The organism is Luethyella okanaganae (assembly GCF_042660285.1).
Lineage (GTDB): Bacteria > Actinomycetota > Actinomycetes > Actinomycetales > Microbacteriaceae > Luethyella > Luethyella okanaganae.
Genome location: NZ_JBHSTP010000001.1, coordinates 100,807 through 121,973 on the forward strand (window position 1 = coordinate 100,807; position 21,167 = coordinate 121,973).

At 66.5% G+C, this 21,167-nt stretch carries 19 protein-coding genes; 11 read left to right on the top strand and 8 right to left on the bottom strand.

All coding sequences use genetic code 11. The annotated features are described in order from the left end of the window. Positions 1–16: 16 nt before the first annotated feature. Complete coding sequence (locus ACFQB0_RS00480; protein ID WP_386726194.1) at positions 17–1,465, top strand: lipase maturation factor family protein; 1,449 nt, start codon at positions 17–19, stop codon at positions 1,463–1,465. A gap of 79 nt (positions 1,466–1,544) precedes the next feature. Next, a complete protein-coding gene (locus ACFQB0_RS00485) occupies positions 1,545–1,820 on the top strand; it encodes a hypothetical protein (protein ID WP_386726197.1) in 276 nt (91 codons plus the stop codon). Between the two features lie 182 nt (positions 1,821–2,002). On the opposite strand, the gene ACFQB0_RS00490 is transcribed toward ACFQB0_RS00485, so the two are convergent. The 7 genes from ACFQB0_RS00490 to ACFQB0_RS00520 all read right to left on the bottom strand — a co-directional run bounded on the left by ACFQB0_RS00490 (position 2,003) and on the right by ACFQB0_RS00520 (position 8,652). Beyond that, complete coding sequence (locus ACFQB0_RS00490) at positions 2,003–2,608, bottom strand: TetR/AcrR family transcriptional regulator (protein WP_386726199.1); 606 nt, start codon at positions 2,606–2,608, stop codon at positions 2,003–2,005. A 15-nt stretch (positions 2,609–2,623) separates the two neighbouring features. After that, the gene (locus tag ACFQB0_RS00495; protein ID WP_386726202.1) at positions 2,624–3,802 is read right to left on the bottom strand and encodes a pyridoxal phosphate-dependent aminotransferase; all 1,179 of its coding nucleotides are present in this window, start codon (positions 3,800–3,802) and stop codon (positions 2,624–2,626) included. Next, on the bottom strand, positions 3,799–4,641 hold the full coding sequence (locus tag ACFQB0_RS00500; RefSeq protein ID WP_386726203.1) for an SDR family oxidoreductase: 843 nt from the start codon (positions 4,639–4,641) through the stop codon (positions 3,799–3,801). Before ACFQB0_RS00500 ends, ACFQB0_RS00495 begins: the two co-directional genes overlap by 4 nt. Before the next feature lie 71 nt (positions 4,642–4,712). Then, complete coding sequence (locus tag ACFQB0_RS00505; RefSeq protein WP_386726206.1) at positions 4,713–5,735, bottom strand: 5-oxoprolinase subunit C family protein; 1,023 nt, start codon at positions 5,733–5,735, stop codon at positions 4,713–4,715. After that, entirely contained in the window at positions 5,732–6,445 is a 714-nt protein-coding gene (locus ACFQB0_RS00510) for a 5-oxoprolinase subunit B family protein (RefSeq protein WP_386726208.1), read from the bottom strand. The genes ACFQB0_RS00505 and ACFQB0_RS00510 overlap by 4 nt, the downstream gene beginning before the upstream one ends. Positions 6,446–6,448: 3 nt before the next feature. Beyond that, on the bottom strand, positions 6,449–7,252 hold the full coding sequence (locus tag ACFQB0_RS00515; RefSeq protein ID WP_386726211.1) for a LamB/YcsF family protein: 804 nt from the start codon (positions 7,250–7,252) through the stop codon (positions 6,449–6,451). A gap of 62 nt (positions 7,253–7,314) precedes the next feature. Then, positions 7,315–8,652, bottom strand: a complete 1,338-nt coding sequence (locus ACFQB0_RS00520; RefSeq protein WP_386726213.1) for an MFS transporter — start codon at positions 8,650–8,652, stop codon at positions 7,315–7,317. 327 nt (positions 8,653–8,979) lie between these two features. On the opposite strand from ACFQB0_RS00520, the gene ACFQB0_RS00525 reads away from it, so the two are divergent. The 7 genes from ACFQB0_RS00525 to ACFQB0_RS00555 are packed head-to-tail and all read left to right on the top strand — an operon-like array spanning position 8,980 to position 14,757. Next, a complete protein-coding gene (locus ACFQB0_RS00525; protein ID WP_386726214.1) occupies positions 8,980–10,254 on the top strand; it encodes a Glu/Leu/Phe/Val family dehydrogenase in 1,275 nt (424 codons plus the stop codon). Positions 10,255–10,272: 18 nt separating this feature from the next. Then, the gene (locus ACFQB0_RS00530) at positions 10,273–10,908 is read left to right on the top strand and encodes an RraA family protein (RefSeq protein ID WP_386726217.1); all 636 of its coding nucleotides are present in this window, start codon (positions 10,273–10,275) and stop codon (positions 10,906–10,908) included. Continuing rightward, positions 10,905–11,963, top strand: coding sequence for a D-2-hydroxyacid dehydrogenase (locus ACFQB0_RS00535; protein ID WP_386726219.1), 1,059 nt, complete (start codon positions 10,905–10,907; stop codon positions 11,961–11,963). Before ACFQB0_RS00530 ends, ACFQB0_RS00535 begins: the two co-directional genes overlap by 4 nt. A gap of 13 nt (positions 11,964–11,976) precedes the next feature. Continuing rightward, positions 11,977–12,750 carry an SDR family oxidoreductase gene (locus ACFQB0_RS00540; protein ID WP_386726222.1) on the top strand — a complete coding sequence of 258 codons (774 nt, stop codon included), beginning with the start codon at positions 11,977–11,979 and terminating at the stop codon, positions 12,748–12,750. Positions 12,751–12,770: 20 nt separating this feature from the next. Continuing rightward, positions 12,771–13,811 (top strand): L-idonate 5-dehydrogenase, encoded by a 1,041-nt coding sequence (locus ACFQB0_RS00545; protein ID WP_386726225.1) that lies wholly within the window; start codon positions 12,771–12,773, stop codon positions 13,809–13,811. Between the two features lies 1 nt (position 13,812). Next, complete coding sequence (locus ACFQB0_RS00550; protein WP_386726228.1) at positions 13,813–14,361, top strand: gluconokinase; 549 nt, start codon at positions 13,813–13,815, stop codon at positions 14,359–14,361. Between the two features lie 12 nt (positions 14,362–14,373). Next, positions 14,374–14,757, top strand: coding sequence for a hypothetical protein (locus ACFQB0_RS00555; protein WP_386726231.1), 384 nt, complete (start codon positions 14,374–14,376; stop codon positions 14,755–14,757). Between the two features lie 191 nt (positions 14,758–14,948). Here the strand turns inward: ACFQB0_RS00555 and ACFQB0_RS00560 are convergent, their stop codons facing one another. Then, entirely contained in the window at positions 14,949–18,575 is a 3,627-nt protein-coding gene (locus tag ACFQB0_RS00560; protein WP_386726233.1) for an efflux RND transporter permease subunit, read from the bottom strand. A gap of 531 nt (positions 18,576–19,106) precedes the next feature. Between ACFQB0_RS00560 and ACFQB0_RS00565 the strand changes: the two genes are divergently transcribed. Together ACFQB0_RS00565 and ACFQB0_RS00570 are read left to right on the top strand one after the other, a co-directional pair. Next, entirely contained in the window at positions 19,107–20,375 is a 1,269-nt protein-coding gene (locus tag ACFQB0_RS00565; RefSeq protein WP_386726235.1) for a multidrug effflux MFS transporter, read from the top strand. A gap of 38 nt (positions 20,376–20,413) precedes the next feature. Next, a complete protein-coding gene (locus ACFQB0_RS00570) occupies positions 20,414–21,139 on the top strand; it encodes a phosphatase PAP2 family protein (protein WP_386726237.1) in 726 nt (241 codons plus the stop codon). Positions 21,140–21,167 lie beyond the last annotated feature (28 nt).

The following is a 21,167-nucleotide window of genomic DNA, read 5'->3' on the forward strand; positions in this document are numbered from 1 at the left end:
GGCGTAGCGTTCTGGTGTGGGGTCGCTTGGATGGTTCGAGGCGCACGATTATGAGATCGCCCGCCAGGTGCTGCAGCGCGGCGTGGCCGCGCTCGCCTGCGTTGCGTTCTTGTCGACGCTGAACCAGTTTCGGGCTCTTCTCGGCGAACGCGGGCTGCTGCCTGTGCCCGAGTTGCTCGAACGGGCGAGTCGGCTCCGCGGACCGTCCGTCTTTCGCTGGGGGTACACCGATCGTCGGCTCGTGATGGTCGCGATCACCGGACTGGCACTCGGCGCATCCGTCGTGCTCGGCCTGCCGCAGTCGGGCCCGCCGTGGGTGCCGATGCTCGTGTTCCTCGCCCTCTGGATCCTGTACCTCTCGATCGTGAACGTCGGCCAGACGTTCTACGGCTTCGGTTGGGAGATGCTCCTCTGCGAGGCGCTCTTCACCGTCGCCTTCCTCGGCTCGAACGGCGAGCCGCCGCCCATCGCGATCGTCGTGCTCGTGTGGTGGCTCGTGTTCAGACTCGAGTTCGGCGCGGGCATGATCAAGATTCGCGGCGGGCGCGAATGGCGCGACCTCACCGCGCTCAGCTATCACCACGAGACACAGCCGATGCCCGGCCCGTTCAGTCGTCAGGCGCACCTGTTGCCCGGGTGGTTCCATCGCTGCGAAGTGCTCGGCAACCATATCGCGCAGCTCGTCGTGCCGTTCCTCCTCTTCGTGCCCGGCCCGGTGGGGAGCGCGGCGGCGGCGATCGTCATCCTCACCCAGCTATGGCTCATCGCGACGGGCAACTTTGCGTGGCTCAACTGGATCACCGTCGTGCTCGCCGCCGCCGCGATCAGCGATCCCGTCTGGCACGCGGTCATTCCCGCGATTCCGGCCGATCTCGGCACGGATGCCACGACGATCCCCATCGGGTGGCTCGTGGTGGTGCTCGCCGTCTCGGCGCTCCTGGTCGTGTTGAGCGTCCAACCGATCCGCAACCTGTTCTCGCGCCGGCAGCTCATGAATGCGAGCTTCAATCGCTGGATGCTCGTGAACGCGTACGGCGCGTTCGGCACCGTGACGAAGCGTCGCATCGAGATCGTCGTGGAGGGCACGCTCGACAAGAAGCCGGGTGAAGACGCCGAATGGCGCGAGTACGAGTTCAAGGGCAAACCCGGCGATCCGCGCCGCCTGCCCCGGCAGTGGGCTCCGTACCATCTGCGCCTCGACTGGCTCATGTGGTTCCTGCCGCTCGGCCGCATCGGGGAGCCCTGGTTCGCGATGTTCCTCGTGCGACTGCTCCAAGCGGATGCGGCGACGCTGAGGCTCTTGCTCGTCGACCCCTTCGACGGCGGACGACCGTCGTGGGTACGCGCCCGGAGCTATCACTACCGTTTCGCGACGCGCGCCGAGTACCGTGCGAGCGGTGCGCGCTGGATCCGCACGCCGCAGCGGATCGTGGTGCCGCCGTCGGCGCTCAGGCGCGAGGGCTGAGCCGGCCGGGCAGGTGGGGCGCTGCGCCACGTGATCGAGCCGGCCGCTGCTCTGCGCGTCGAACCGACGCGGAGCGGCGGTGATCGAGACGCAAAAGGGCGTCAGCGCGACCATGGAGTTCGCCGACCGCGAGCCGTATTTCGAACGGCTCACCGCCGCGGCGGCATCGAAGAAGGATGGGGAGCACGAGTCGGTTCTCTACTGCCTCGAGGGTGGCTCGAGGCAGACCCTACCTGACGGCACCGTCCATGAGTTCCGCCCGGGAGACGCGATGCATCTGCCGAGGGAACACGAGTACCACCTCGTCGGTCCCGAAGGCGTCGTCTTCGCGGTCGCCTGCAACCCGTCCCGGTAGCTCGGAACCCGCGAGACCCGGGTCGCAACGCCTGCTTCTATCGGGTGTTGCGGCCCGGCTCGCCGCCGTCTGCACGCCATCGCGATGGCTTACCGATCTGACCAGGGTCGGCCGATGGGTGTCGCTGGAGGTCGCCGCCGGGCTTGCACGCTTCGTGACGGGTGCCCCGTCCCGTCGTCGAATCAGGCGGTCGCCGCGACCTGCGTTGCCGCCGTCGAGTCCGCCGCCCACTCTCGGAGCGCGCCGCAGAAGGCGGAGAACAGCCGTTGTGCCGCCTGCTGTTCGGTGAGGCCGACGGTGCGGAGCAGGTCGAAGATCTCGCGGGGATCGAAAAGGATGTTCCAGAGGAAGAGGGCCTCATCGCCGGGGTCGTCGATGCCCATCTCTTCGGAAGCCTGTGAGATCGCCGGGAGGAGAGCGTCGGCCTGCACCGTCAGGTAGGCGGCTCCGGCGCGCAGACGTGCCAGGTAGCCCTCGTCTGAACGGGTGTGCACCATGGCTCCGCCGTGTTTGACGACGAGCTTGACCCAGTACTCGCACACGCCCTTGAGCAGATCGAGCCCGCTGGATTCGCTCTTCTGGCTGAACTCCAGAAGGCGGAGGCCGACGTCGTAACGGAACTGCGCGAGGATCTCGTCGACCGACCCGAAGTGCCGGTATGCGGTCGCGGTCGAGACCTCGGCACGCTCGGCCACATCGATCATGCGGACAGCGGAGCCGCGACGGGCGACGAGGTGGGCGGCAGCCTTGATCAGTCGGCGGCGATTCCTCTCGGTGTCGCTGCGCATCGGTCCTCCTTGCTTCTACCTCGATCGTAGTGCGGTCATCGCTTCTGCGAGGCGAGCGACGCCGGTGCGGATGGCTTCATCGGATGCGGCGTACGACAGGCGGAGCCTGTTCTCGCCGCTCGGGCCGAACTCGGCGCCGGGTCTGACGGCCACCCCGTGTTCGCGGAGCCTCGCCACCAGTTCAACCGACGGAAGATCGAGATCGTACCTCGGGAAGAAGTAGAACGCGCCTTCCGGCTCGCTGAGTTCGAGTCCCGGAACCGTCTGAAGCGCCTCGCGCATGAGCTCCCGTCGCCGGGCATAGGCCTCCTTCATCCGGGCGACATCGTCGGCGCACTGCTCGAGGGCGACGAGAGCCGCGTCCTGCACGAAGGTATTGACCGAGCCGTTGAACGTGTTGTGGATGCGGGCTGCAGCGGAGATGACCGCGCTCGGTCCCCAGAGATAGCCGACGCGCCAACCGGTCATCGCATAGCTCTTGGAGAACGTCTGACAGTAGACGGTGCGATCGACCAAGCCGCCGATCGTGAGCGCCGAGGCGAACGACGCCCCCGTGAAGTCGAGCGACGCGTACGCCTCGTCGGAGATGACCAGGGTGTCGGTGCCGTCGAGCAGGCGGCTGAGGGCTTCCAACTCGTCGCGGGTGTGCACGATCCCCGTCGGGTTGCCCGGGTTGCAGAAGACGAACAGGCGCGCTCCAGGCAATGCGGCGGCGAGTGCATCGAGATCCCAGTGCAGGTCGTTGCGCAATGGGACGTGGACGGCGGTGCCGCCGGCCATGCTCACCAAATCCGCGTAGAGCGAGTAGGTGGGATCTGGGATGACGACCTTGTCGCCCGGGCCGACAATGCCGAGAATCGCAGCGGCCAGTCCGCCGGTGCCGCCGTGTGTGATGAGGATGTCGGCCGGGTCGACGACGGCTCCGCTGAGCGCGCCGACATCTTCGGCCAGGCGCGCCCGCAGTGAGCTCTCGCCGAGGAGCTGCGAATAGTGGGTGCGACCGCGTCCGGCGGCTTCGACGGCGGCTTCGACGATGCGGTGAGGTGTGTCGAAATCCGGCTCGCCCATCGCCAACGACACGAGGTTCCCGGACGAATGGGGTTGCTGAACGCGGCGGGATGTCGCGATGATCCGTTCGACGGATTCCGACGGTCTGAAGGCGAGGGCTCTCGTGGGGATGATCGACGTGCTCATTTGGCGTTGCCCTCCTCGACGGTGGCGGTTGTCCGGGTGCTGCGATTCGTGGGAGCGACCTCGTTCGGAGCGCCTAGCCATCTGCTGATCTCGAGGTCGCCGCTGGTGTCGCGTTGCCGGGTGGGTGCGACGACGATCTCTTGGAGAACGGTGCGCTGTGGCAGCGAGACCGCCAGCTGGATCGCGCGGGCCACGTCGATCGGCTGGACCATATTGGCCCGCTCGGCGGGCGCGGGCGGTCTGGCGCGGTTGTCGAGGATCGGCGTGTCCGCTTCTCCCGGCAGGATCGTGATCGCGCGCAAGCCCTCGTTGCGGTAGGTGGCATGGAGGAAGGTCATGAAGTTGCGGACGGCGGCTTTCGCCGCCCCGTACGCGGCACCGCCGAGAAGGTTGGGCGTCAGCGCAGCGAGCGAGGAGACCGTGACGATAGTGCCAGTCTGACGATTCAGCATGTCAGGGAGTACGGCTTGCGTGAGAGCGAAGACGGCGGTGAGGTTCACGTCGACCACCTGTCGCCATTGTTCCTCCGGCATCCACTGCGGGTTGAGGACGGCGGAGGAGCTGCCTGCGTTGTTGACGAGGATGTCGACGAGCCCGACATTGTCGTGAACCCAGTGGATCAACTCGTGCGCTGCGCCGGGCGCGGCGATGTCCGCCACACAAAGATGGGCGGTGCCGCCCGCGAATCGGATTGCATCGACCACCTCTTGCAGTGGCTTCTCTCGGCGTCCCACGACGACGACGGTCGCCCCGGTCTCCGCGAGCAGACGTGCGGATTCGCTGCCCATTCCCGAGCCCGCGCCTGTCACGATGGCGATGCGTCCCGTCAACGTCGACATGGCTTCCTCTCCTGTCGCCCGGTGGCGACCAGATCTCATATGAGAATTTAATATAAAGTACGATCAGCTTCTCATTTTTTGGATGAGAGGGCAAGGGCGTCCGATGCGCCGATCGGGAGGTCGAGCGCGGCGAAGGCGTTCGCCGCGGCGGCTTCGAGGACCGCGAGCTCGGCTTCGAATCGCGTGGACAGCGTCCGCGCGGCGTGGTGATCCGTCCACGCGAATCGAAGTTCACGACCCGATCGTGCCTGGCCGATGAGATCTTGCGCCAGACGGGTGGCGAAACCCACGATCGGGTAGCCGGCCGTCAGGGTGCGATACCGACCGAGCACGATGAGCTCGTCAGAGTGAGGGATCTCGATCGCGCCGATGGGAACGCCGTGTGACACGATCTCTGAGTCGTCCGGAGGGTGCAGCACAGGACCGTCGAGTCTGATGCCGACGTGATCGGACCGCTCGGTGACGTGATAGCCGGAGGTGCTCAGGAGCTCGCGGATGCCCGGGATCCGGTCCGTCTCGGCGCAGGCGACGATGTCGATCGTCCACGGGCCGTCGGGGAGGTGGCGCTCGGGAACCGGGAGATGGAACAGGACGCGACCGAGAAACGGCTGGTCGATTCGCGTGACTCCTGTTGCGAGGTGCAACTCGGCGTCAGCGGCGACGGTCTGGCCGAATCCCATCCGGGAGTCCGGTGCGACACTGCCGAGGAACCGGGCGGCGTCGAGTTCGCCGTTGACGGCGACGTAAGTGCGTGCCGCGGCGTCCGAGCACTCGATGCGTATCTCGATGCCGGCCGGTACAGCCAGGGGCTGACCGGCGTCGACCGCGCAACCACCGATGGTCAGGCGTCCGACGGAACCGGTCGCGGCGGCGAGCACGTCGTGCGACGGGACGAAGGCGAATGCCCCGCCCAGGCTCTCGATCACCGGGCGTGACTGCGGATTGCCGACGAGGATGTTGGCGATTCGCGCCGCCCCCTGGTCGGCGCTACCGCCTCGGGGCACTCCGAGACGTTCGGAGCCGCGCCGTCCCAGGTCCTGGAGTGTCGTGCGCCAGCCGACCTCGCTGACATGGAGACGGACGTCGAACGTCATCGCGTGTCCTTCTCGAGGAAGCGGCCGGCCAGACCCGCAGCCACCTGGGCGGAGACGACCGTGAACCGCATGCGGTCACCGGGGGAGAAGGAGATGGGCGACTGGCGGGTGATATCGACGATCGTCAGGGGGGTCCGACCGATCACCCGCCATCCTGTCGGGCCCGGGAACGGCTGGATGATGGCGTTGCGTCCGGCGATCATGAGCGATCCGGCCGGGACGTCGGTCCGTGGTGTGGACTGTCGCCGCACCGGCCGCGGCACGTTCAGCCCGTCCATCATCGGCGCCATCGCGGCGGCCAGCAGGCTGACGGTGAGGTGCGACCTGACCACTCGGTCGATCACCGCCTCCGCCGTCAGCCCGAGTTCGGCCGCGACGGCGTCGAGGTCCGGTGCCGTGTCAGGGTCGACGACGAGCGGAACCAGCAGTTCGCGCACCGGCCCGGCTGGCGTCGCCCCTTCGTGCGAGTGGAGAGAGCGCGCCGACAGCGCGTATGCCAGCTGTTCCTGCGAGGTCAGCAGCGGGTCGAACTCGACGAGCAGCGACTCCAATCCGGAGACCACGTCGTCGACACCCGGTGGAAGGTCCTCGAGAAGGAGCGTCCGGAATTCTCGGATCGTTCGGCGCCGGATGGCCTCGTCGGGGTGGGCGACCGTGAGCATGACGGCGCTGTCGCCGTAGTTGGCGAGAGAGAGCGTGTAGGCCGACACGGCTCATCGGGCCGCGAGCGCGGCCTTCTCGGAGAGGACCTCACGGAGCCCGGTGGCACGGATGCCCTCGGCCGCGAGCGAGGCGCGGAGAACGGTGCCGTTCTCGAGGACGTTCGGATGGTCGCCATGGAGGAGCACGATGTCGGCATCGTGGCCGAGTGGGACGGTGTTGCCGTCGACTGTCGTCACGGTTCCCTCTCGGACCACTTGGGTGACGCGATCTCCGATCGCCGCGGGGTCGTAGATGAGACCATCGGGGTGCGACCGGGGCACGGGCCATCCGTCGTCGCCGTAGCCGCGGTCGGCAAGGAAAACATAGCCGACCTCGAGTCCGCGCTTGCGAGACTCCTCGGCAAGGAGTCCCTGCTGACAGATCACGATATAGGAGCTGTCGTACGCGAAGACGGCGTCCGTGATGGCGCGTGCGTGCTTCGCGTCGGTCTGGGCGATGCTGCCCATACGGCCGTGCGGGGCGACGTGGCTGATCCTCCCGCCATGCACGCGCGCGAACGCGTCGAGGGCGCCTATCTGATAGAGGACGTCCGTGCGGATCTCCTCCTCGGACGCCTCGATGAGCCGGCGGCCGAATCCGACGAGGTCGGGGTACCCGGGATGGGCACCGAGCTCTATGCCACGTGCGACGCATTCGGCGACGGTCCGATCGATGACTCGGGGGTCGCCGGCGTGGAACCCGCAGGCGATGTTCGACGAGGTGACGAGGCCGAGCAGGGCATCGTCATCGCCGATGGTGTAGTTCCCATAGCTTTCGCCGAGGTCGGCTACGACGGCGACGGAGTTGACTCTCATGATGAGCTCCTGTTTCTCTCGTTCTATGATTCTGCGCCCGTTGGAGGAAAGGAAGGCCTCGACTACTCGGAACGGAGGGGGAGTCCCTTCGTCTCCCTGAGGAAGAAGACGGCGCCGAGCGTGATGAATGCGGTGAGGATCGCGGTGAACGCTGGCACCATGCTGTTTCCCGTCGCCCGGATGAGCTCCGTCATCACGAGCGGCGCACTGCCGCCGAAGATGATGGTGCTGAGGCTGAACCCTATGCTGTAGGCGCTGTAGCGCACGGTCGTTGGGAACATCTCTGTGAGCACGGTGTGTACGACGGCCGCATGACCGGAGAATGCGACGGCCATGACGATCGTCGCGATCACGGCGAGACCGAATTGTCCGGTTGTGATGAGGGCGAAACACGGATAGGCGGCCACGGCGACGGCGACCGAGGCGATGACGAGAACCGGTTTGCGGCCGATTCGGTCCGAGAGGTTCGCCATCAGAGGTATGGCGATGACGATTGCGATGAGGCTAAAGGCTGTGACCGTGAGCGCCTGCAGCATGGGAAAGTTGTGGCCCTCGCCGAGCGAGGTCTTGAGGTATGTCGGCATGTAGGCGAAGAGCAGGTAGTAGCCGGGGCCGTTGAGAGCGGGAAGGAAGATCGTGAGCGCGATCGCCTGGAGGTGCTTCTTGGAGGTGAAGACGGCGCGGAGAGGGTTGCGCTCGACCGACTTGCGCTCACGGAGGGCTTCGAAGTGCGGAGTCTCCTCCATCTTGCGGCGGATGTAGAAGCCGATGTATCCCAGCGGGGCAGCGAGCAGGAACGGAATGCGCCAGCCCCAGGCCTCCATGGTGGCATCGCCGAGGGTCGTGATCAGCGCGGCGGAGAATGCGCTGCCGAACATGAGCGCGATGAACGACCCGACGGCGATAAAGCTCATCGAGTAGTTGCGGCGAGCATCGGTCGCGTATTCCCCCACAAACGACATGGCGCCGGCGACTTCGCCACCGGCTGAGAAGCCTTGGAGGACGCGGAGTGCGATGAGCAGGATCGGAGCGGCCACGCCGATGACATGCTGGGAGGGGATCAGGCCGATGCAGGCCGTGGCCCCTGAGATGAGGATCAACAGCGACGCAAGCAGCGTGCGACGCCCGAGGCGGTCGCCCAGGTACCCGCAGATCACGCTGCCGAACGGCCGGGCGATGAAACTGACGAGGAATCCGACGTTCGTGAGAAACAGGGCGCCCGCCTCGGCGCCGCCCATGATGTTGATGGCGATATAGGTCGTCAGCAGACCGTAGATCCCGTAGTCGTACCATTCGACGAACGATCCGACGGAGCCGGCGATCGTCGCTTTACGGACGACCTTTCCATCGGCTGTGACGATCGCGACCTGGGTCGTGTCGAGCGGGGGCGTGGCAGTCATTGCTTCTCTCACCTTCGAAATCAGTGCAACTCCGCGAGCTTTCCGCATACCCGCTATCACGTATCGAGTATCAAGCGTAGACGTGCGATATATCTCATATATGAGATTAGAGTCGCATTTAAAAATGGTCAAGGATTCGGAATGAATCCTCGATGGGGTGCTGTGTTCGGAACTCTATTGGTACTTTGTTTCCGCGAGAATACAGGAACCTGAGAGTTTTTCTTCGGAGAGTCCACTTGTTGCTTCTGGGGCTTCGATCAGGCAAACTAGCAAAAAGAAACGCGAATCTAGTCGCATTTTGTTCTTGAAGAGATCATAGAGGTGCTGATGCTCGACACCGCAGCTACGGGGGATCCCATCGCGGCGAGCCCGCTAGAAGACGCCCTCACGCAGCTTCGGGGAGCCACGCGAGCCCTCGGCTATGACGACGGAGCGTATGAGCTTCTCGCCACCCCGCGCCGAGAAGTCACTGTCGGCATCCCCTTGCGGAGAGACGACGGAACCATCGAGGTTCTGCGTGGATATCGGGTGCAGCACAACTTCTCTCGGGGCCCGGCCAAAGGAGGCCTGCGATTCAGCCCCGGAGTCCGGCTGGACGAAGTCCGCGCCCTTGCAATGTGGATGACCTGGAAGTGCGCGCTGATGGACCTGCCGTACGGAGGAGCGAAGGGCGGCGTCAACGTCGACCCCGCAACGCACTCCCTCGCCGAACTCGAACGCGTCACGCGCCGCTACACGAGCGAGATACTGCCCGTGATCGGACCGGAACGGGATATCCCCGCCCCCGACATCGGAACCGACGAACGCACGATGGCCTGGATGATGGACACGTACTCGGTCAACCACGGGTACACCGTCTCTGGAGTCGTGACGGGCAAACCCGTCAGTCTCGGCGGATCGCTGGGCCGTGCCACTGCGACGTCACGCGGCGTTGCCCACGTTGCGCTCGCCGCCCTCGAACATCGGGGCGTGCACCGAGACGGTGCCACGAGCGCGGTGCACGGGTATGGAAAGGTGGGACGCAGTGCAGCGCGTTTCCTCATCGAGGCAGGCATCGTCGTGGTCGCTGTCGCTGACCAGCACGGCGCCGTATACGAGCCTGCCGGCCTCGACCTGGATGCGCTCGACCGGCACGTCGACACCACCGGCAGCGTCGTAGGATTCGCGCTCGGCGCGCCTCTTGAACCCGAGCTGTTGCTCGAACTGGATGTCGACCTGCTCGTACCCGCCGCTGTCGAAGGCGTGATTCACGTCGGTAACGCGCACCGGATACGTGCGCGCATCGTCGTGGAAGGTGCGAACGGCCCCACCACGACGGATGCCGACCGGGTGCTTGCGAACGCCGGCGTGTACGTCGTGCCGGACATCCTCGCGAATGCTGGCGGTGTGATCGTGTCGTACTTCGAGTGGGTGCAGGCGAACCAGACGTATCGATGGTCTCTCGACACGGTCGAGGCGCGACTCCGCGAACGCATGCTCGCTGCGTGGCACTTCGTGATGGAGACGGCTGAATGTCGCCGTGTCTCGCTGAGAGAGGCCGCCATGACCATCGCTGTGGAGCGCGTCTTCGACGCTCACCGCAGCCGCGGTCTCTATCCCTGAGTAACAGGAGGAAAGCAGATGACTTTGGACAATATCACCGTGCACGCCGGTTGGGGGCGCCCGGATGCGGCACTTCTGGAAGCGTTCGGGGGACACTCCGTCGCCAACCTCGGCGACGCTATGGAGCGCCTCGACATCGTCGACGGCGGCATCCACCCGGTCTGGCCGGGTGCCAAGGCGGTCGGTGCGGCGTTGCCCATCCTCACGGTCGCCGGCGACAACAGAGCGGTGATCGAGGCGCTGGAGCACATCCGGCCGGGCGATCTGATCGCGATCAACGCCGCGGGCTTCGACGGTCGCGCGATTCTCGGCGACAATCTGGCCCAGCGCTTCGAGCTCTACGGAGCGTCCGGTGTCGTCGTCGACGGATACGTGAGGGATCGAGACATCATCGAACAACTGCGATTCCCGGTGTTCGCGCGAGGACTCACGCCGGCCGGTCCGTTCAAGAACGGGCCAGGGCGCATCGGCGTCCCTGTCGCGATCGGGGGAGTCGTCGTCAATCCGGGCGATATCGTCGCCGCCGACGCAGACGGGGTCATCGTCATCCCGCAGTCGCGCGCTGAGTCTGTGCTGGCTGCCGTTCGCAGCATCGTCGAGTTGGAGGTCGCGAAGGACGCCGAAGTAGTCGCATTGCGCGCGGCGAGGGCATGATCGTGGCGGGCAACAGGCTCCGTGTCGTCGCGGCGACGCCGCTCTCCGATGCGGACGGCGAACGGATCACGCGCCTCGAGTCTCGTATCGATCTCGTCCTCGAACACGAGCTTCTGCCTCCGATGCGCCATCCGGCCGACTTCTCCGGAGACCCATCGTTCGCTCGCACACCCGCGCAGCAGGCCCGGTTCGACCAGCTGGTCGACTCGGCCGACGCGCTCTACGGAATCCCCGATGTCGATCCCCGAGCGCTGTCCCGAACGGTACAGGCCAACCTGGCGTTGCGCTGGGTGCACACGATGGCCGCCGGGGGCGGAGCGCAAGTGCGTGCCGCGTCGTTGTCGGCCGAGCAACTCGAACGCGTCGTCTTCACGACCTCAGCGGGGGTGCACGGGGGACCGTTGGCCGAGTTCGCCGTCTTCGGCGTCCTCGCCGGGGCCAAGACTCTGCCGCGGCTGCTGGCGCAGCAGAGGGCGCACGCCTGGACGGGGAGGTGGACCATGGGCCAGATCAGCGAGCAGACCATTCTGCTGCTCGGCCTCGGTGGAATCGGCGGCGAAGTCGCCGTCAGGTTGTCCTCCCTCGGAGCCACCGTCATCGGCGTGAGCCGCTCAGGCCGCCCGGTTTCGGGCGTGACACGCGTGGTGCACCCTGACCGGATGGTGGACGAGATCGCCGGTGCCGATGCCATCGTGACCACGCTTCCCGGAACGGAGGCGACCGAGTGCCTGATCGGCGAGGACTTTCTCTCCAGGGTCAAGCACGGGGTCACCATCGTGAACGTCGGAAGAGGCACGGTCATCGACGAGGAGGCTCTGATCGCGGCGCTCGTGGACGGTCGGGTGGGATTCGCTGCGCTCGACGTCTTCGCGGTCGAGCCGCTCGCCGCCGACAGCCTTCTCTGGGAGCTCGAGAACGTGCTCGTCAGCCCGCACACCGCGGCCCTCAACGCGGCCGAGGATCGACGTATTGCCGAGCTCTTCGCCGAGAACGCCACTCGCCTCCTCGACGGCCGAGAGCTCCGAAACCGCGTCGACACCGTCGAGTTCTACTGAGCAGGAGGCTTCAATGAAAGACACTCTCTTCACCCTCACCGGCCGTACGGCACTCATCACCGGATCCAGCCGGGGAATCGGTCTCGCCCTCGCGGAAGGCCTGGCGTCCGCCGGCGCGAACCTCGTTCTGAACGGCATCGACGAATCGCGTCTCGATTCGGCGGTGGCGGCATTGCGCGCCCGCTACGGCGACGACCGGGTGCACGGTGTCGCCTTCGACATCACCGACGAAGCCGCTGTCGAGACTGCCGTCGCCGGGATCGAAGCGGACATCGGCCCGCTTTCCATCCTCGTCAACAACGCCGGTATCCAGCACAGGGTTCCCATGCTCGATCTCGCGCTGGAGGACTGGGAACGGGTGATCCTCGTCGATCTCACGAGCGCGTTCATCGTCGGGCGCGCTGTAGCACGCCGCATGATTCAGCGAGGACGGGGCAAGATCGTGAACGTATGCTCCGTGCAAACCGACCTCGCCCGCCCGACGATCGCGCCATACACGGCCGCGAAGGGCGGCTTGCGAAACCTCACCAGGGCGATGACGGCGGAATGGGCAGCCAGTGGCCTGCAGATCAACGGAATCGCTCCCGGATACATCCACACCGAGATGACTCAGCCTCTCGTCGACGACGAGACGTTCAACTCCTGGATCCTCGGCCGAACCCCCGCGGCGCGGTGGGGCCGCGTCGAGGATCTTGTCGGGCCGGCGATCTGGCTGGCCTCTGACGCGTCGAACTACGTCAACGGTCAGGTCGTCTTCATCGACGGCGGCATGAGCGTCGTCGTCTGAGAGTGCCGAGGAGCAGAACGATGACCACCGAACGCGTAGAGAACCTGGCGCTCGTCGCCCATGCCGCCGGAGACGTCCGCATCGAAGACGTCCCTCTGAACCCGTTGGCAGCGGATGAAGCGGTCATCCGCATCTCCTACGGCGGAATCTGCGGATCCGACCTCCACTACTGGAAGCATGGCGCCGCGGGCGAGTCCGTCTTGCGCGAGCCGATGGTTCTTGGCCACGAGATCGTCGGTATCGTCGAATGCGCCGCCGCCGACGGCTCCGGCCCCGTCGTCGGCACGCCCGTCACGGTACACCCCGCTCGGAGCAGCGCGACAGCGGTTCGGTTTCCGTCCGAGCGTCCGAACCTGTCGCCGACCGTGACGTATCTCGGCTCGGCGGCACATCTGCCGCATACTGCGGGAGCATTCGCCGCCCGGGTGGCGTTTCCGACCGCGATGCTGCACGTTCTACCGACGAACCTTCCGTTGCGCACCTCCGTGCTCATCGAGCCGACCAGTGTCGCATGGCACGCCGTCTCGCGGGCGGGCGCGATCGGGGGCAAGCGGGTTCTCGTCGTCGGCAGCGGTCCGATTGGGGCACTGGCCGTCGCCGTGCTCAAACGCGCCGGAGCCGGTGAGATCGTGGCTGTCGATGTCTTCGACAAACCACTCGAGATCGCGCATGCCCTCGGAGCCGACGTCGTGCTGAAAGCGGGCGACGTCGACGCGATCGCCGCCGTAGACGCCGACATCGCCATCGAATCGTCGGGGAACCACCGCGGGCTCGCCTCGGCGATCGCGGGAACGACGCGCGGAGGACGGGTCGTCATGGTCGGGCTGCTTCCGTCCGGCGATCAGCCGGTGCCGATCTCGCTCGCAATCACACGGGAGCTCGAACTCATCGGCTCGTTCCGATTCCATCGAGAGATCGACGATGTCATCCGGGCGCTCGCAGACGGTTCGCTGACGGTGGATTCTGTGATCACCCACGAGTTCCCACTCGCCGATGCCCTCGAGGCGCTCGTGGTCGCAGCCGACGCCTCGCAGTCGGGCAAAGTCGTCCTGGCGTTCTGAGATGGATTCCGCACAGCAAGAACCCGGCCGCAGCCAGGGCCCGCTCGTCGTGGTCATGGGCGTCTCCGGGAGCGGTAAGAGCACTGTCGGCGAACTGGTCGCCGGCCTCCTCGGCACGCCTTTCATCGATGGGGACAGCCTTCACTCGCCGGAGAACCTTGCGAAGATGTCCGCCGGCGTCCCGCTCGACGATGCCGACCGACGCCCATGGTTGTCTGACATCGGTCGGACGCTTCGTGCTCATGAGCACAGCGGGCTCGTCGTGGCGTGTTCGAGTCTGCGGCGCATCTACAGGCGGATCATTCTCTGGGAGGAGCCCAGGGTGTTCTTCATCCACCTCTCGGGAAGCCGGGAGCTGATCGCGGCTCGTCTGGCGACGAGGTCGGGGCATTTCATGCCGTCCGCGCTTCTCGACAGCCAGTTCGACCTTCTTGAGCCGCTCGACGTTGACGAGCACGGCATGACGATCCCCATCGACGGGATGCCCGAGGAGATTGTCGTTCGTGCGACGAGTCGTATCCGCGACGAGACCGCGAACACGGCGCGCTGAGGCAGGCATCCCATGTCCACACCCACTCTGACGCTAAGTCCGCGTGATCGCCGTTCGCTGCGTGAGCTCATTCTGTATGCGCGAACATCAGAGTGCGGAGGCGATGGCGAGTCTCTGATCTCGGCGCAGAGCATCGTACTCTCCGACGGTCGTAGAGCGGTCATCGAGGAGTGGTTGCCGGGCACGTTCCTGTACTCCGGCGACGAGTCGGCGTACCTCGTGCTCTCAGGCCGTGCCTCCGTCGTGTACGGCGACGACGGAGCTGTCGAATACCTGCTCGCAGGCCGTTCGGGACGGCTCATGGGCGGGCCGGCATTTTGCTCGGTCTCGGAAGCGATGCGTCTCGTCCGGATCGTGGAGAGGCGGGAGAGCGAATGTGGAGAGGACGATGAATAGAAGTAGTCGTGCTCATCGACGGCCCTTCGTCGACGGTCGCGGTTGGGGCTTCAGGCCCCTCTCGCCCTGCCCGTGATCGCAATCGTCGTTCCCCTCTCCCCTCAGCCCATGCTGCCAGGACCGGCTGGCGAACGTCTTGCCTGGGGAGCACAGCGACGATGCTGTTGCCCCGCTCCCCTCTATCGTCGGTCTTACTGTCCTTCGGAAAGGAGCACGATGGTCTCGGCCTGCTCGTTCTGTTCGCCGGATTCCTCTGCAGCAGTGGCCGATCGGCGCTCCTCACGCCGTTCCTTGCGTCGCTCGAGCAGGGTGTAAAGCACCGGCACGAGCAGCAGCGTGAGCAGCGTCGACGAGACGAGCCCGCCGATCACGACGATCGCGAGCGATTGCGAGATGAAGACGCCGCCACCGGTGAGCCCGATCGACATCGGAAGCAGTGCGAACACGGTCGCGCAGGCCGTCATGATGATGGGTCTCAGGCGGAGCCTGGCCCCGTGGATGATGGCGTCGTGCACGCTGTCGCCGCGCTGCCGGTAGGAGTTGACGAGGTCGATGAGCACGATGGCATTCGTGACCACGATGCCGATGAGCATGAGAAGTCCGATCATCGCGGGGGTGCCGAGAGGCGTTCCGGTCACGAGGAGCCCGGCGACGGCGCCCGTTGCCGCGAACGGCACCGAGACGAGGAGGATGAGCGGCTGCATGAGGCTGCGGAAGGTCGCCACCATGACGATGTAGACCAGGGTGATGGCGACGATCATCGCCACGCCCAACTGGCCGAACGACTCCTCCTGCGCCTGCGCGACGCCGCCCAGCTCGGCGGTGACTCCGTTCGGCAGCTCCAGAGCGGCGAGACCGTCGCGGATCGCGAGGGAGGTCGCGCCGAGGTCCTCGCCCTCGGGAGTGGCCGAGACGGTGACGGTGCGAATGCCGTCGACGCGGGTGATCGTCGCCGGGGCGAGCTCGTTCGCGACCCGCGCGACATCCTGCACCCGGATGGGCGTCGCGGTGACGTTCGCGAGATTCTCCTGGGCCTTCTTGAAGGCATCCGTCTCGGCCTGCTGGGACGCCGCATCCGCCTTGGACTTAGCCATCGCAGAGAGCTGCTCGTCCAGCGCGGAGAGCGAGGACCGCGCCTGCGCCACGGCTCCGTCGAGTGCCATGAGCTGCTCTGCGCGCTGCTGAGCGGCGCGCACCTGGGCCTGTTCCTCCGGGGTCGGTGGCACGGCCTGCGGAACCTCGAGCGGTGCAGCCGAGAGCGCGGCGAGCTGGTCGGTCAGCTGCTGCAACTGGGTCGCGGCCGCAGCGCGCGCATCGCGGAGCTCGGACTCCTGCGCAGCCGACTGTGAACGCGCCGCGTTCTCGGCGCGCTGGGCCGCCGCCTCCTGGTCGGCCGCGAGTTGATTCGAGGCCGACTTCTGCGCCGCCGCCTGCTGGAGTGCGCTCACGGGGAGGGGGAGGGCGGCGATCTCGGTGGGGGTGGCTCCCGCTCGTTGCGCGCGCATGATGATGTCGCGCGAGCTGCCCTCGAGAACGATCGATCCCAGAGGGGTTCCTCGTATCGCGTTGGAGATCGCGGTGCCGACCTGCGCCTGGGTGAAGCCGTGGCGTGCTGCGGCGGCTCGGTCGACGTTCACCTTGAGGATGGCCTGTTCGTCGGCGAGATCGCTCGTGACGGCGCCGAGCCCGGGGAGGTCCGCAAGCATGTTCTGCACCGCGGCGGCGGCTGTGACGATGGCCGCAGCATCCTCGCCTCGAACGGCGACCTCGATGCCGCCGGCCGAGAATCCCGTGTCCTTCTCGCCGATCGTGACCGTGCCGGCGCCGTCCAAGGCGTCGACCCGCCTGGTGATCGCCGCCTCGACCTCGTCTCTTTCTGCGCTCTTCTCGAGAGTGACGGTGATCGACGCGTTGCTCGACGACGTGCTGTCGCCGATCGTCGTGAGGTAGGAGGCGACCCCGGAGGTCTCGGCCAGAACCTCCTCGACCTGGGCGGCGGCCTTACTCGTCGCATCGAGGCTCGTGCCGCTCGGGAGCTCCTGCGAGATCTGCAGGGTGTTCTTCGCGCCGGGGTCGCCCAGGTAGTCCACTTTGAGGAAGCTGCCGGCGATGATGGTGCCCGCGAAGATCGCGGTGACGACGAGCAGTGCGATGATCGGATGCCGCAGCGTAGCGGTGAGCACCGGCAGATAGCCGCGCTGTAGCCGGGTGTATGCCTCGGCGCGTTCGGTATCCTGCGCGGTCGCGGCGACGCCTGAACTAGCCGTGACCGGGCTGGCGGCAATGGCCGACGTGGGGGAGTCGGCGCTTGCCATCGTGCCTGTGTCCGTGTCGGAGGCCCGCTTCGAGAGTCCGCCCATGAACCAGAAGGCGAGCACCGGCACAATCGTGAGCGAGACGATCAGCGAGGCCAGGAGCGCGATCGTGACGGTCACGGCGAAAGGGCGGAACAACTCGCCGGTGACCCCGCCGACGAAGGCGACCGGCAGGAAGACGGCTACGGTAGTGATGGTCGAGGCTGTCACAGCTCCCGCGACCTCGCGCACGGCGGCAAGCGCCGACGCGGTCGTCATGGGCACACCGGTGTGCCGTCGTTTGAGGTTTTCGATCACCACGATCGAGTCGTCGACGACTCGGCCGACCGCGACGGTGAGCGCCGCGAGGGTGAAGATGTTGAGTGAGTAGTCGCCGATCCACAGACCGATCATGGCGATGAGCAACGACAACGGGATCGAGACGGCTGTGATGATCGTCGAGCGGAGCGAGAGCAGGAAGACGAGGATCACGAGCACGGCGAAGAGCAGTCCCAGGCCGCCTTCGACGGAGAGGTCGTGGATCGACTGTTCCACCATCGGCGACTGGTCGAAGATGATCGTGAACGCCGCGTTGCCGCCGAGCTGGCCTTCGAGACCCGGCAGGGCGGCTCGGATGGCGTGCGCGACCTTGACGGCGTTGGCGTCCGGGTTCTTGAGCACCGACAGGCTGAGGGACGGCAGGCCGTCAGCTCGCGCGATGGAGGTCATGGCGGCCGGAGCCAGTTCGACGTCGGCGACGGCCGACAGGGGGAATGGGCCGTCCTGGTGCTGAATGGGCAAGGCCTTGACATCGTCGAGCGTGGCGATGGGGCTGCCGATCTCGATCGCGAGGGCGAGCCCGTCGCTCACACTCGTGCCAGCGGCGACGACGACTCCGCTCGCCTGGATGGCGGCGCCGATCTCCTCGGCGGAGACCTTCTTGGCGGCGAGGTCGGCTAGCCGCATCGTGATGACCAGCTGGGTCTCGTTCTGGCCGCTGAGCCGAACCTGCCGTACCCCCTCGATCGCACGCAGCGCGGGGAGCACCGTCGAATCGACCTGCCTGGCGAAGTCCGCCGACTCGTTCTCCGAGGCCACAGCGAGTGCCATCACGGGGATATCGTCGCTGCTCCCCGCGTACACCTCGCTCGTGGTGGCGGTCGGAAGGGTGCTCTTCACGCCGTCGACGGCCCCGCGGATATCGGTGACGATCTTCTCTGAGTCGAGGCCGAAGTTCCACTGCACCTGAATGCTCGAGCTGCCGTTCGTCGAATTCGAGGTGACCCGGGTGACCCCCTTCACACTGCGCACGGCCTGCTCGATAGGCTCGGTGACCTCGCGCTCGATCGAGGAGGGGGAGGCGCCGGGGAACGTGGCGAGGACGGTCGCGCCCGGCTGCTGCACCGAGGGGAGGAGCTCCTGCTTGAGCGAGGTCGTCGCGAACAGGCCGAAGCCGACGATCACAATGGTCACCAGTCCGACGATCACACGGTTCGCAAGGCTCACTTTGGTCAGGAATGTCATGGGCGGGGCTGCCTCTCGTCGGGGCACGTCGGGGGATCCTGGGCAGTGGCGCCCACCGTCCACGCTAGGTTCCGCGGTGTTTCGGCACATCGGCGATTGTGGTGATGTTGCCCGCGTGACCCTCCACCGGCCGGGGGATTGGTGTAGTACCCGGGTACTACTCCGTGCTCCGCTTCCGCTTCGCCCTCACGCTCCTGCCTTGCCCTCGCCTCCCGGTACGCGCCATCTTTTGCGTTCTGCGCCAGCCGGGATGGCGCAAGCAGATGGTGGTGCGGCTGGAGGGGGAGGGTGTGACGGTCAGGTGGTGGTGGGAGCGGGCAGGTGGGGAGGAGGGTGCCGCGTTGCGCAAGAGGGAGCCGTGCGAGTGGGGCGAAATGCGTCGGGAGCGGCTAAGCTGTAACCCGCACTGATCGAATCGATTCGAGGCTATGCAGCGGCCGGTCGAATCACGGATGGCGTCCGAGGGCGTCATCTTTCGTTTTCCGGCGTCCGAGGGCGCGCGCCGCCCTCTCATTCCCGGCAAGGAACACCGTGACCGCGACCAGCCCCATCCCGCTCATTCTGCCGAGCACACGCACGACGCATCCCGGCGACGCCCTCACCCGCCGTCAGCGGCTTGTCTATGTGCTCGTACTCGGCGCGCTCACCGCGCTCGGGCCGTTCACGATCGACCTCTATCTTCCCGCCTTCCCTAAGCTCGAGGATGAGCTCGGGGTGAGCGCTGCCGTGATCCAACTCACCCTGACCGGCACGATGATCGGCTTCGGCTTCGGCCAGCTCATCGTCGGACCGTGGAGCGACAAGGTCGGACGGCGCCTGCCGCTCATCCTCGCCACGCTCTTGCACATCGCCGCCTGTGTCGGCGCGGCGCTCGCCCCCGACATCGTGTGGCTGGGCGTGTTCCGGGTGCTCCAGGGCTTCGGTGCAGCCGCAGGCGGTGTCGTCGCGATGGCGATGGTGCGCGACCTCTTCGGCGGCAAGCCGCTCGTGCGCATGCTCTCGCGTCTCGCACTCGTCAACGGGCTTGCGCCTGTGCTTGCGCCTGTCATCGGGTCGCAGTTGCTGCTCGTGATGGACTGGCGGGGCATCTTCTGGGTGCTCGCCGCCTATGGGGTGGTCGTCGTGGCCGCCGTCGCGCTGCTTATCGTCGAGACGCTGCCGCTGAGCGGGCGTCACGTCACCGGCCACTCGACGACGCGCGATCGCTATCGGTCCCTCTTCTCCGACCGTGTCTTCGTCGGCGTCGGCCTCATCGGCGGCATGAGCTTCACGGGGCTGTTCAGCTATCTTGCGTCGTCGTCGTTCCTCTTCCAAGACGTCTACGGGTTCAATCCGCAACAATACGGGCTCCTTTTCGCCGTGAACTCACTGGGTGTGGTCGCCGGCGTTCAGATCAGCTCGCGTCTCATGCGCACCGTCGTCGCACCGCAATGGATCCTCGTGACCACCACGATCGTGCAGTTCGTCATGGCGGTCGCGATCGTCGTGCTCGATCAGGCCGACGCAGGATTCTGGGGCACAGCGATCCCGCTCTGGGTGTTCATCGCGGCCTGCGGGTTCGGCTTCCCGGCCGTCCAGGTGCTCGCGCTCGCCAAGCACGGCGCCGAGGCCGGGACCGCGGCGTCGCTGCTCGGAGCATTCAACTTCGGCCTCGCCGGGATCATCTCGCCGCTCGTCGGACTGCTCGGAGTGGCCACTGCGACGCCCATGGGTGTCGTCATGGGGGCGGCGGCGGGGATCGGCATCATCGCCATGTGGATCCTCGTGCGTCCTCGCACCGTCCCCGCGCTCGTCGACTGAGCGCGGCACGACCGGATGTCGGCAGTAACGTGGTCGGCATGGAGCCGCATACCCCGTCCAGTTCCGAGCCGAAGGACGTGACGTGGCAGGGGTGGGCGAGCCGGCTCGCCACCCGCGTTCCGCTGGTCGGCGGAGCCGTGCTGCTCATCTTGTGCATCGGACTGGGCGCGCTCATCGTGCTGCGCGAGAACGGTGGCCCGTTCGGATTCGACGTCAACTGGATGGCGACGATCGTCGCCAATCGCACTCCAGCCGGTGAGTGGCTTGCGTTCCTGATGAATCGCCTCGGCGGCGGTCTCATCGGCATCGTCATCGTGCCGCTCGGCACCGTCGCGCTCATGCTGCTGCGACGGCGGCCGTTGGCAGCGCTCTATGCGGTCACGGCAGCCGTCGCGAGTTCGCTGTCGGTGCAGCTTCTCAAACACCTCTTCGGACGCGCCCGCCCGGAGGACATCCTCGTTCACGTCGACTTCGGATCGTTCCCCTCTGGGCATGTGGCGAATGCCGCGACGCTCGCGGTGACGCTCGGCGTGCTCTTCCCGCAGATCTGGGTGTGGCTTTCCTGCGCCTGCTATACGGTGCTCATGATGCTGAGCCGCACCTACCTCGGTGCGCACTGGGTGAGCGACACCATCGGCGGCTCGCTGCTCGGCGCCGGAGTCGCCCTCATCGTGTGGCAGATCTTCGCGCGGCGACTGGCGTTCGAGCGTGAGCGGACGCTCCGGAAGCGGAAGATCGCGCCGGATAGCCCCCGACAGCCCTAGAGTTCGCTTGCGTTGGCGCGATAGCGTG